This window comes from Lysinibacillus sp. UBA5994 (assembly GCF_002429725.1).
In the GTDB taxonomy this organism is placed as follows: domain Bacteria; phylum Bacillota; class Bacilli; order Bacillales_A; family Planococcaceae; genus Lysinibacillus; species Lysinibacillus capsici.
Map to the genome: position 1 here is coordinate 17,960 of NZ_DJAU01000054.1, position 12,004 is coordinate 29,963.

General features: G+C 37.9%; 10 protein-coding genes and 1 other annotated feature. Of the genes, 9 read left to right on the forward strand and 1 reads right to left on the reverse strand.

The window, feature by feature from the left end; translation table 11 throughout:
- Positions 1-159: 159 nt before the first annotated feature.
- The 3 genes from B3D98_RS15945 (at position 160) to ileS (ending at position 4,769) form a co-directional block, all read left to right on the forward strand.
- Positions 160-948 carry an RNA-binding protein gene (locus B3D98_RS15945; RefSeq protein WP_004227327.1) on the forward strand — a complete coding sequence of 263 codons (789 nt, stop codon included), beginning with the start codon at positions 160-162 and terminating at the stop codon, positions 946-948.
- A 95-nt stretch (positions 949-1,043) separates the two neighbouring features.
- Entirely contained in the window at positions 1,044-1,568 is a 525-nt protein-coding gene (locus tag B3D98_RS15950; protein WP_004227329.1) for a DivIVA domain-containing protein, read from the forward strand.
- A 96-nt stretch (positions 1,569-1,664) separates the two neighbouring features.
- Positions 1,665-1,888, forward strand: a binding site (T-box leader).
- Positions 1,889-2,000: 112 nt separating this feature from the next.
- Positions 2,001-4,769, forward strand: a complete 2,769-nt coding sequence (gene ileS / locus B3D98_RS15955; protein ID WP_054549863.1) for an isoleucine--tRNA ligase — start codon at positions 2,001-2,003, stop codon at positions 4,767-4,769.
- 99 nt (positions 4,770-4,868) lie between these two features.
- Here the strand turns inward: ileS and B3D98_RS15960 are convergent, their stop codons facing one another.
- Positions 4,869-6,074 (reverse strand): helix-turn-helix transcriptional regulator, encoded by a 1,206-nt coding sequence (locus tag B3D98_RS15960; RefSeq protein ID WP_048394644.1) that lies wholly within the window; start codon positions 6,072-6,074, stop codon positions 4,869-4,871.
- Positions 6,075-6,276: 202 nt separating this feature from the next.
- Between B3D98_RS15960 and B3D98_RS15965 the strand changes: the two genes are divergently transcribed.
- From B3D98_RS15965 to B3D98_RS15990, 6 genes are all read left to right on the forward strand, one after another.
- The gene (locus B3D98_RS15965) at positions 6,277-6,612 is read left to right on the forward strand and encodes a hypothetical protein (RefSeq protein WP_054549864.1); all 336 of its coding nucleotides are present in this window, start codon (positions 6,277-6,279) and stop codon (positions 6,610-6,612) included.
- A gap of 24 nt (positions 6,613-6,636) precedes the next feature.
- Complete coding sequence (locus B3D98_RS15970; RefSeq protein WP_054549865.1) at positions 6,637-8,205, forward strand: cation acetate symporter; 1,569 nt, start codon at positions 6,637-6,639, stop codon at positions 8,203-8,205.
- 164 nt (positions 8,206-8,369) lie between these two features.
- Positions 8,370-8,849, forward strand: coding sequence for a signal peptidase II (lspA, locus tag B3D98_RS15975; protein ID WP_004227346.1), 480 nt, complete (start codon positions 8,370-8,372; stop codon positions 8,847-8,849).
- Complete coding sequence (locus B3D98_RS15980; protein WP_279494103.1) at positions 8,846-9,757, forward strand: RluA family pseudouridine synthase; 912 nt, start codon at positions 8,846-8,848, stop codon at positions 9,755-9,757. The genes lspA and B3D98_RS15980 overlap by 4 nt, the downstream gene beginning before the upstream one ends.
- A 240-nt stretch (positions 9,758-9,997) precedes the next feature.
- Positions 9,998-10,546 (forward strand): bifunctional pyr operon transcriptional regulator/uracil phosphoribosyltransferase PyrR, encoded by a 549-nt coding sequence (pyrR, locus tag B3D98_RS15985; RefSeq protein ID WP_004227349.1) that lies wholly within the window; start codon positions 9,998-10,000, stop codon positions 10,544-10,546.
- A gap of 14 nt (positions 10,547-10,560) precedes the next feature.
- The gene (locus tag B3D98_RS15990) at positions 10,561-11,871 is read left to right on the forward strand and encodes a uracil-xanthine permease family protein (protein WP_054549867.1); all 1,311 of its coding nucleotides are present in this window, start codon (positions 10,561-10,563) and stop codon (positions 11,869-11,871) included.
- Positions 11,872-12,004 lie beyond the last annotated feature (133 nt).

The following is a 12,004-nucleotide window of genomic DNA, read 5'->3' on the forward strand; positions in this document are numbered from 1 at the left end:
CACGTTTTGGTGGGGATTTTTTATTTATTTTAATTTTCTATGCTACTAAAGCGACTAATAAAAAATTTTAAAACAATGACGTCCAAACGTCATTAATTGGGAATACTAAGTTTCCAACTAACAAAGCAAAATGGAACTAGTGAAAGAGGAGACAACAAGATGGAACACTTAATCCAGCATTTTCGAAAAGATGAACAGCCCTTTATTGAACAGGTAATAAGCTGGCAGCGTGAGGTTGAAGATCGTTATGCGCCTAAGCTGACAGATTTTCTTGATCCAAGACAACGTTTTATTGTGACATCGATTATCGGGCAAAATGATACCCTAAAAACTGCATGCACAGGTTTATTTGAAGAGGCGGAGAGGCAGCGTATGCTTATTTTTCCTACTTACTATGAAGCAATAGAAGAAGACTTTCAGTTAGTGGCATTTACGATTCAATATCCAGTGAAATTTGTTCAATTACGACATCCTGATGTTTTAGGTGCGTTGCTTTCATTAGGTTTAAACCGTGGCAAATTTGGTGATATTCGTGTAAATGATCAGCAGGTGCAATTCGTTGTAGCTCAAGAGGTAGCAGAATATGTTCGGTTACATTTAACAGGTATTGGTAAAGTTAAGGTGCATATTGAGTCTTTAAAAGAAGCAGATTCCCTTATTGTAAATGAGGAAGAATGGTTGGAGGAATCTCATACAGTATCTTCCATGCGCTTAGATGTAATTATTGCGACTGTATTAAATGTATCACGCCAAAAAGCTCAAGCTTTAATTACTGGGAAAAAAGTTCGTGTAAATTGGACAGAAAGAGATACAGTTGCTTTTGAATTACAAGAGGGAGATATTTTATCGATACGTGGAAGTGGTAGGGTGAAAATTATTATGACTGAAGGCCGAACAAAAAAAGATAAAATCCGTCTTCAAGTCGGTCGATTGGCCCAAAAAAGCTGAAAGTGAAGTAAATTTCATTAATTTTTACTGCTAAGTTGTCGGAACAATTGTATAATAGGAATTACGAATGTACATGTAAAGGAGAGAAGGATTGTATGCCATTATCACCTATTGATATACATAATAAGGAGTTTACAAAAGCCTTCAGAGGTTATGCTGAAGATGAAGTAAATGAATTTTTAGATCAGATTATTAAAGACTATGAAATTCTGCTTCGTGAAAAAAAAGAGGTTGATAAGCAATTAGAGATGGCTTTAGAACAAGCGAGACATTTCAACACCTTAGAAGAAACTTTGCAGAAGTCTATTGTCGTTGCACAAGAAGCGGCTGATGAAGTGAGAAGAAATTCTCAAAAAGAGGCAAAGCTCATTGTAAAAGAAGCTGAAAAAAATGCTGATCGAATTGTCAATGAAGCTTTGACGAAGGCTCGTAAGGTGACGATTGAAATTGATGAGCTTAAAAAGCAATCTAAGGTATTTCGTAATCGTTTCAAGATGCTTGTAGAAGCACAGCTGGATTTACTTAATGCAGATGACTGGGATCATTTGCTGCAATATGATATCGATTTAACAGAAATTCAAGCATCTGTTGAAGAAGCACAGGATTCTGAGGATATTTAACTTTTCTTTTTAATTGCTGTAATTGACAAATGAAACTTGACGCGATTGTTTGAATTTCATATACTTTGTAATAGTAATTATTTTGAACAGATATGCATAAAAGCAGAGACGAAGACAGTATTTGTTAGGCGTTGTTAAGCGATTTGGGGACAGTGAGAGCCCAAACATACAACTAGCATTGAACATCACTTCTGAGCTAAATAACTGAAAAAAGTAGGTTATTTCGTGATGCACGACGTTAAACGTGCTTTTAAGAGGTAGTGCAAATTTTTGTACTACAATTAGGGTGGTACCGCGAGTAGAAGCTTCTCGTCCCTTAGTGGGATTGAGGGCTTTTTTTGTTTGTTTCCGAATCGTTTTAGATAATTTTGCCAATAACTGTCTTATGAGAAAAATGTCTACCTGTTTGTGTAAAATAAAGGAGGAATTTTAATGGTTGAATACAAAGATACTTTATTAATGCCAAAAACAGATTTCCCAATGCGTGGAAATTTACCGGCAAATGAGCCAAAAATGCAAGAAAAATGGAATGGCATGGATATTAACAAATTACAGATGGAGCGTACGAAAGGTCGACCAGAATTTGTTCTACATGATGGTCCTCCCTATGCAAATGGTGATATCCATATAGGCCATGCTCTAAATAAAGTATTGAAGGATATGATTACACGTCATCGCTCCATGACTGGCTACCATGTCAATTATATTCCAGGTTGGGATACACATGGTTTACCAATTGAGCAAGCATTGACTAACAAAGGTGTAAAACGTAAAGAAATGTCAGTAGCAGCATTCCGCCAACTTTGTGAAGAGTATGCTTATGAGCAAATTGACAATCAACGTGCCCAATTCCGCCGTCTAGGCATTCGAGGTGATTGGGAAAATCCATATATTACATTAAAGCCTGAGTTTGAAGCTCGTCAAATTGAAGTATTCGGTAAAATGGCGGAAAAAGGTTATATCTATAAAGGGTTAAAGCCGGTTTATTGGTCTCCTTCTTCTGAATCTGCTTTGGCGGAAGCTGAAATTGAATATAAGGACATCAAATCTCCATCCATTTATGTAAGCTTTGCAATTAAGGATGCGAAGGGTGTTGTTCCAGCAGATGCTAAATTTATCATTTGGACAACAACACCATGGACATTACCAGCAAACTTAGGGATTTCTTTGAATCCTGAATTTATCTATGTAGTAGTTGCAGTGGCTAATAAAAAATTCATCATTGCCAAAGAGTTATTAGAGTCAGTGGCAACTACGCTTGGATGGGTAGACTATGAGGTTGTACAAGAGGTAAAAGGAGAGGCATTAGATCGTATTGTAGCACAACATCCATTCTACGATCGTGAATCGCTTATTATGGTAGGTGAACACGTAACTGCTGAAGCGGGTACAGGTTGTGTTCATACAGCCCCAGGGCATGGTGAAGACGATTATCATATTGGTAAACAGTACGGTTTAGGTATTCTTAGCCCTCTTGATAATAGTGGCTGTTATACAGATGAAGCACCTGGCTTTGAAGGCGTGTTTTATAATGATGCGAATAAACTCGTCACAGAAAAACTAAAAGAAGTAGGAGCGTTAGAAAAGCTTGATTTCTTTACGCACTCCTATCCACATGACTGGCGTACGAAAAAGCCTGTTATTTATCGTGCGACACCACAATGGTTTGCATCTGTTGAAGCATTCCGTGGGGAGTTATTAGAGGCTGTAAAAGCAACAGCATTTACACCAGCTTGGGGAGAAACTCGTCTTTATAATATGATTCGTGATCGTGGAGACTGGGTAATTTCACGTCAACGTGCGTGGGGTGTGCCGATTCCGATTTTCTATGCTGAAAATGGTGAACCTATTATTACACCTGAAACAATTAGTCATGTCTCAGCATTATTCCGTGAGAATGGATCAAATATTTGGTTCCAAAAAACAGCAAAAGAGTTATTACCAGAAGGCTTTACACATCCAGGTAGCCCGAACGGCGAATTTACAAAAGAAAATGATATTATGGATGTATGGTTTGATTCAGGTTCATCACACCAAGGTGTACTAGTAGAACGTGGTATGAAATATCCAGCTGATCTCTATTTAGAGGGCTCTGACCAACATCGTGGTTGGTTTAATTCCTCTCTTATTACATCTGTAGCTATTAACGGCTATGCACCATACAAAGGACTTTTAACACATGGTTTTGTACTTGATGGTGAAGGACGTAAAATGAGTAAATCTTTAGGGAATGTGATTATTCCGCAAAAAGTAATGGATCAGTATGGAGCAGACATACTTCGTTTATGGGTTGCTTCTGTTGATTATACAGCAGATGTGCGCATCTCTATGGATATGTTAAAGCAAGTATCTGAAGTGTATCGTAAAATTCGTAATACTTTCCGTTTCTTACACGGCAATATTGCTGATTTCGATCCTACGAAAGATCGTGTAAGTTATGCTGAGCTTCGTGAAATGGATCAATATGTGTATATGCGCTTACAGGATGTCTTAAAAACTGTGCGTGCTGCCTATGATCGCTATGATTTTGCTGCTGTCTATCATGTAGTCAATAATTTCGTTGCTGTAGAGTTATCTTCATTCTATCTTGATATTGCCAAAGACGTAGTCTATATCGAGGGTCATGACAATAAGGATCGTCGTGCGATGCAAACAGTTATTTATGATACATTGATGACATTAGTAAAAATCATGACACCAATTATCCCACATACAACAGATGAAATGTGGTCTTATCTACATGCTCAAGGTATTGTAGAAGAAGTTTCTGTTCAATTAACAGATTTCCCAGAGGTAGATGTTCAAGCGAATTTTGACAGCATACGTACAAAATGGGAAAAAATTATTGATGTACGCGATGATATTTTAAAAGCATTAGAGGAAGCACGTAATGCGAAAACAATTGGTAAATCACTTGAAGCAAAAGTCACTGTCTACGCGAAAGAAGATGTTGTCGCATTATTGAACGATGCCAACATTGACTTTGCACAACTTTCCATCGTTTCAGCTTTTGAGGTAGCTGCTATCGAGGAGGCACCTGCTGAAGCTTTAACACTTGAGCATGTTTCCATTGTTGTTGAGAAGGCTACAGGTGAGAAATGTGAGCGTTGCTGGTCAATTTCAGAAACAGTTGGTTCAAATGAAGCACAGCCTACAGTATGTGCTCGCTGTGCAGAAGTTGTAGAAAAGTATTACGTTTAATCTATAAATAACAAGAATCTGCATTTTAATGTAGAGGATGTGCAAGTCTCCTTGTTGGAGGCTTGCTTTTTTCATAGAAGTTTTGCAGATTCTTTTCCATTATTTAAATAAAATTTCTGTCGTATTGCGATAGTCTGTTGGAGATATACCTACATATTTTTTAAAAGTTAAACTATAGTAATTTGGTGTATTGAAGCCACAGGTGGAGGAGATTTTTTCTATGGTGTAGTCGTACTTGCGTAAAAAAGGTAAGGTTTTGATAATGCGTGTATAAGCAACATAGTCAACAAAATTGCGACCTGTTTCTTTTTTAAATAGTCTACTAAAATGAGTTGGGCTAAAGTTAATATATTTTGCAACATCACGAATGGTCAGTTGTTCGTCGTAATGCTCTTCAATATACTGAATAGCTTTTTGCAGCTGCTCATGCTTTGTTAAATCTTCGTAATATCGGATGTGTATATTATGGATAGGTGGTTTTCTACGTGCTTTTCTAGCCTGGCTATAGGATTCCTTCACTTGCATAGCATCCTGAAATACACCTCCAACCCCCATAAAAAGATGAATAGAACAATCCCTTTTTAGGGTCTCGATAACCTCTAATAAACAGGCTTCACCCTCAGTCCAATGTTTGAAAGAGTTGTAGTCAGTAGGAATTCGCATGAGAAGTAATAAATAGCGTTCAAAATGTAAAAAGGATAATGAGGCCTTCTCAGCAAAGTGCTGACGAAAAACTGTTGTAATACTACTACTTGCATCATGTGGGACAGCTTTCTTATTAGCCCCATCAATATAGCCTTGAATTAAAAATACAATATTAGGTATACAGTTTGTCGATAAAAATGAAGCAGATTGTATTATTTCTTGTTCATTGTCAATTTCTCCACGGATCAGGCGTTTTAAAAATGCTTCCCTAAATGGAGAGGTATGTTGTTGGGATACTTGTTGTGATAGCTCAAGCATTGTAAGTGTACTCGCCTTTTTTTCCTGATAGGACGTATACAGCTTTTTTACAATTCGTAAAAATTTTGATTTTTGTAATGGTTTTATGAGAAGTGCAGGTAAAGCTAATTCAATTGCTATACCAGTCGAGTAGGTAAGGTGTTCTGTAACAAACGGGACAATAATACTATTAGGATAATTTCTTTTTAATCGATTAATCTTTACCCAATCAAATAACCGATTGACTTCATAGACAATAATGACCTCATCTTCTGGCTTTGGCACTTTACATTCCTCTAAAGCGTTTGGTAAAACCTCTTTTAACCATTCACTCATTTGCTGCTTGTCAAATGAGCTTTCCATATACCATACCACCTTTAAAATGCTACCAGCCCCCTACGAATAAAAAGATAAAAATATTTTAACTTAAAATAGCAATTTTTTGTACTAATACAGCAATATTTTATATCTATATTGAAGTTGAAATAGAATAGAATAATTGTAGTGAATAATAATTTGAAATTTCAGACAATTATTCACTTACCAAAAAAGGGGGAATTGGCTTATGGCGGAAGTAGGCAGTCATGATTATGACTATGTAGAAGCAGGAACAATTGATGTGAAAGATCTACCACCTTTAGATGCAACAACAAACAAAATTATGAAAGATGAATTTACAACAGGTTTAGGTTTATCGATATTTTACTTTATTTTGATTTTTAGTATCCCTGTTATGAATTGGTTTGGGCCAGCATTTGCGTTTAAGAAGATCTGGGGTGGTATGACAGTCACATGGTTTGTGACAACGATTGTAATGATGGCTATGGCATTTATTATTGCATATGTTCACACAGCCATGTACGAGAAACGTCTAAAGCAATATGATATAGCAAATAAGTAGTTGGAACAAAGGGGGAAATGTTGAATGATGGAAGCTCTATTAGAACCAAAGATGTTAATGACCATTGCTTTAATGGGAACAATTGTATACATTACGTATTTAACAAAAAGAAATGCAACAGCTTCGGATTTCTTTGTAGGTGGCCGAAGCTTCGGATGGTTTACAAATGGGTCTGCCATTGGTGGGGATTACTTAAGTGCAGCAACATTTCTGGGTATCGCAGGGTTAACATTTCAACTTGGATATGATGGTGCTTATTATGCTTTTTGCTTCTCCATTGGGTTAACATTATTAGCGATTTTTGTGGCAGGTCCTTTAAGACGTTTTGGTGCATTTACCGTTGCAGATTTTTTAGGCTATCGTTTTCATAGTAGACGAGCTCGGCTTGTAGCTGTGGCAGTGGTGTTAGCTATTTCAGGCTTTTATGCAGCTCCCCAATTATTAGGTGCTGCACAGATTTTAAGTATGTTTTTCGGTACTTCTTATGAATTCGGCATTATATTTACTTGTGTTGTTATGATTTTTTATGTAGGTATTGGTGGTATGAAAGGAACAACCATCAACCAAGCATTAGAGTTGTGGATTCGTCTTGGTGCGTTTATTGTGATGTTAATTGCAGCAGTTTATGGCGGTTTACATTATGATAAAATTTTAGCAGCCATCCATTCATTTAGCGGTCCAATTACAGGCACTTCACCGTATGCCTTAGATGGCAATGATATCAATTTTGATGGTGCTGCTTGGACAGGCACGGGCTTTTATTTCCCCACGTTCTGGCAAACAATTAGTATGACGATAGGATTAGCGCTAGGAACAATTGGTCTTCCTCATATTTTATTGCGCTTTTATACAAACCCAAGTGCTAAAGCAGCCCGTAAATCTGCACTCATGGCCATTGGAATTGCAAGCGCGTTCTTCTTGTTAGCTGTTTATTTAGGTGTTGTAGGTCGATCTATTTTCATTTCTGGGACAGCTAGTGAGGAAGTCATGCGTGATTTAGTGCTGGGTGGGAATAATATGGTCATTCCTACTACAGCCCTTGCACTAGGTGGCAAATGGCTACTTGGATTAGTTATAGCAGGAGCATTTGCAGCTATTTTCTCCAATCTTTCAGGATTGTTTATTACAAGCTCAGGTGCACTAGCTCATGATTTATATGCCAACATCTTGAAAAAGGATATTACACAAAAACAACGAGTTATTGCTGGGAAAGTGGCTATTGTATTATTAGGTATTTTATATGGAGCATTGGGTTTACTTGTAAAGGATGCATCCATTGGCCATTTAGTGGCGCTGGCTTTTACTGTCGCTGCAAGTACATTTACCCCAATATTCATTTTAGGTATTTGGTGGAGAGGCATGACAGAAAAAGGAGCCATTGCAGGATTATTAATAGGACTTGGCGTGTCTATGTGGATGATCTTTTTACCAGGAACGTTACCAAGCTTCTTGCAGTTTAAAATTCCAGGTATTGTGACAGTACCTGTGGGCTTCTTATCTGTTATCATCGTGTCATTAATAGATCGCAAAGTTCCTGCTGATGTTAATGACTTCATGAAGCGAGTACATTCAAAAGAATCTGAAACTGTCTAACCAATAAGTTATGGCTATTTCTATTGCTTAAACGTAATAGGGGTAGCCTTTTTATATTTCTTGAAGAGATTTAGAATCAGCCATATTTAGATATGATATTAGTTATTGTGATTGGTACTGTTATGGTAGAATAGGTAAGATGTTGAGTGAACGGAGGAATGTCTGTGTATAAATATTATGGATTAGCTGCTTTTGTCGTTTTACTGGATCAATGGACAAAATGGCTGATTGTGAAAAATATGGAATATGCTGAACGCATTGCTGTATGGGACCCATGGTTCGGTATTTTGTCTCATCGAAATAGAGGGGCAGCATGGGGGATGCTAGAGGGGCAAATGTGGTTGTTTAGTATTGTCACAGTTGCTGTTATCTGTGCGATTGTCTATTTTTATCATAAAGAAGCAAAGGGAAAGCCTGTTTTTCAAGTCGGCTTAATGCTCTTGCTTGGTGGTGCAGTAGGAAACTTTATAGACCGTCTATTTAGAGGAGAAGTGGTCGATTTTGTAGATGTTTTAATTCCAATTATTAATTATGATTTCCCTATTTTTAATGTGGCAGATGCTGCATTAACAATAGCGGTTGTCGTGCTGATGATTGGCTTAATTATGGAAGATAAAAAAGAGAAGAAACAGGTGAAACAATGACGCAAGTAACATATACAATCGAAGAACAGCAGCAAGGAGAGCGCATTGATAAAGCACTTTCTAGCTTACAATCTGAGTGGTCACGCACGCAAATTGGGAACTGGATTAGTGAGGGAGTCATTAAAGTAAACGGTGATGCTGTAAAGGCAAAATATAAGGTTAAAGCTGGTGACATCATCGCTATTGATGTACCAGAAGTGGAAGAATTGGATGTTGTCGCAGAAAATTTAGAGTTAGATATTGTTTATGAGGATGCAGATGTTCTTGTTGTGAATAAACCAAAGGGTATGGTGGTACATCCAGCACCGGGCCATATGGGAGGTACACTGGTAAATGGCTTAATGTATCATTGTAAAGACTTATCAGGGATTAATGGTGTACTACGACCAGGGATTGTCCATCGTATCGACAAAGATACATCGGGCTTATTGATGGTTGCTAAAAACGATACGGCTCATGAATCATTAGTCAATCAATTAGTGAATAAAACAGTTACTCGTAAATATATTGCTCTTGTCCACGGGCATATTGCACATGATAAGGGTACAATTGATGCACCAATTGGACGTGACCAAAAAGATCGCCAAAAACAGGCAGTTGTCGATAATGGTAAACATGCTGTCACACACTTCCAAGTTGTTGAACGTTTTGGTGACTATACGCTGGTGGAATGTCGTTTAGAAACGGGACGTACACACCAAATTCGTGTGCATATGAATTATATTGGCTTCCCACTTGTTGGAGATCCAAAATATGGTCCGAAAAAGACAATCGACTTTGGGGGACAAGTTTTACATGCAGCGACTTTAGGATTCGATCATCCTTCATCTGGAGAATACTTGGAGTTTGAAACACCACTTCCAGCTGATTATGAACAATTATTAAATGATTTACGAAATAGGCATTGACGTATACGAAAAGAAAGTCTATACTAACGACAGTGAATGAACAACATAACTAAATATTCACCTTTAATGGCAGTCCAGAGAGGCTGAGAAGGGACATGTGATAGTGTTGTGGAAATTTGTGCTGCAAATTTTTCCAACATGCTTTTTCAACACGTATACAACCCTCTCAGGCTATTCGCCTCGAGAGGTTTTTTTATGGACACATGGCCGATAATAGATTGAAGAGAGGAGGATACGAATATGGCACAAAATGAATTATTAGATGGCCCATCAATGACACGAGCATTAACACGTATTGCCCATGAAATAATTGAACGTAATAAAGGAATCGATGAATGTATTTTAGTTGGCATTAAAACACGAGGTGCCTTTCTAGCCAGACGTTTGGCGCAGCGAATTGAAAAAATTGAAGGTAAACCGATTCGTACAGGGGAACTTGATATTACACTTTACCGAGATGATTTAACAACGAAACATGAAAACGAACAAGCACATGTAGAACAAGTTGATATCGAGTATCAAGTGAAAAATCAAAAAATCATCTTAGTAGATGATGTACTTTATACAGGTCGAACAGTACGTGCAGCTCTAGATGCTGTAATGGATTTAGGAAGACCTGCACAGATTCAACTAGCTGTTCTAGTAGATAGAGGACATCGAGAGCTACCAATTAGAGCAGACTATGTGGGAAAAAACGTTCCAACTTCTGGCTCTGAGCGCATTGTTGTCAATTTACAAGAAGTAGACGGAGAAGATTGCGTCATTATTTACAAAGAAGACGAACAATAAAGTGAGGAAACAGTATGTCAAATGCAGTTTTAGATATTAAGGATAAACCGACCCCGCTCCAGCTAGTGACATTAAGTTTCCAGCATATGTTTGCGATGTTTGGTTCAACGATTTTAGTACCGCAGTTAGTAGGTCTTAGTCCAGCGATTGCCCTTTTAACAAGCGGAATTGCTACATTATTCTTCCTATTAATTACGAAATTCCAGGTACCAGCTTATTTAGGCTCATCCTTCGCCTTTATTGCACCAATCCTACTTGCTGCAGGTGGTTTAAATGAAGACGGTTCGAGTGTAAACCCAGGCAATGCCATGATCGGTGCTATGGCTGTCGGCATTACGTACGGAATTGTATCCTTAATCATTTGGAAAAGTGGTTATAAGTGGATTATGAAAATCTTGCCACCGATTGTGGTAGGCCCAGTAATTATGGTAATTGGGCTTGGACTTTCTGGTACGGCTGTGAATATGGCAATGAACGTTAATGGAGAGTATAGCTTTTTACACTTCTCAGCTGCTTTAGTTACGGTCTTTACAGCTATCATCTTTACGATTTTCTTTAAAGGAATTTTAAGCACTATGCCAATTTTGATGGGCCTAATTGTAGGTTACATTTACTCCATGATAATTGACATAGTAGACTATACACCGATTGCCAAAGCAAAATTCTTCGCTATGCCTGATTTCTTAATACCGGGTGTGCATTATGAGTTTGAAATAACAACAAAAATTCTACTTATCATGGTACCAATCGTTATTGTAACAATTTCAGAACATATTGGTCATCAACTGGTATTAGGAAAAGTAGTAGATCGGGATTATATTAAAGAGCCAGGACTACACCGTTCGCTACTAGGTGACGGACTTGGCACATTTGTGAGTGCTTTAATCGGAGGCCCTCCGAAAACAACGTATGGTGAGAATATTGGTGTACTAGCCATTACTCGAGTATACAGTATCTACGTTATTGCAGGTGCAGCAGTGGTTGCTATCTTACTATCATTCTTCGGGAAAGCAATGGCCGTAATTGCAACGATTCCAACCGCAGTACTTGGTGGGGTTTCTATCTTACTGTTCGGAATTATCGCAGCAAGTGGCTTACGTATGCTAGTAGATAATCATATTGATTTTGGTAACAGTCGTAACCTAGTAATTGCTTCAGTGATTTTAGTCATTGGTATCGGCGGTGCCAAGTTTGTTATCTCAGAATCATTGAGTGTTGAAGGAATGGCCCTAGCAGCGATTATTGGTGTGCTATTGAATGCGATTCTACCAGGTAAAAAAGAAGCTGATATACCCGTACAATACAATCAAAATAAAGATTCATAGTAGTACCTTTTAATGAATTGTCCAGAGAGGCAAAAAAAGGGAAGTTGTGGACAGGCTGAAGTAGGATGTATGTCTTGCTGTAGTTTGTCACGCCTCCTCATGCCTCGTTGATGACATCAACGGGGCTTTTACT

Bases quoted from the DNA above. Each gene is read 5' to 3' on its own strand.
- B3D98_RS15945 (WP_004227327.1), top strand. From the start codon at position 160: ATGGAACACTTAATCCAGCATTTTCGAAAAGATGAACAGCCCTTTATT.
- B3D98_RS15950 (WP_004227329.1), top strand. From the start codon at position 1,044: ATGCCATTATCACCTATTGATATACATAATAAGGAGTTTACAAAAGCC.
- ileS (WP_054549863.1), top strand. From the start codon at position 2,001: ATGGTTGAATACAAAGATACTTTATTAATGCCAAAAACAGATTTCCCA.
- B3D98_RS15960 (WP_048394644.1), bottom strand. From the start codon at position 6,074: ATGGAAAGCTCATTTGACAAGCAGCAAATGAGTGAATGGTTAAAAGAG.
- B3D98_RS15965 (WP_054549864.1), top strand. From the start codon at position 6,277: ATGGCGGAAGTAGGCAGTCATGATTATGACTATGTAGAAGCAGGAACA.
- B3D98_RS15970 (WP_054549865.1), top strand. From the start codon at position 6,637: ATGATGGAAGCTCTATTAGAACCAAAGATGTTAATGACCATTGCTTTA.
- B3D98_RS15980 (WP_279494103.1), top strand. From the start codon at position 8,846: ATGACGCAAGTAACATATACAATCGAAGAACAGCAGCAAGGAGAGCGC.
- pyrR (WP_004227349.1), top strand. From the start codon at position 9,998: ATGGCACAAAATGAATTATTAGATGGCCCATCAATGACACGAGCATTA.
- B3D98_RS15990 (WP_054549867.1), top strand. From the start codon at position 10,561: ATGTCAAATGCAGTTTTAGATATTAAGGATAAACCGACCCCGCTCCAG.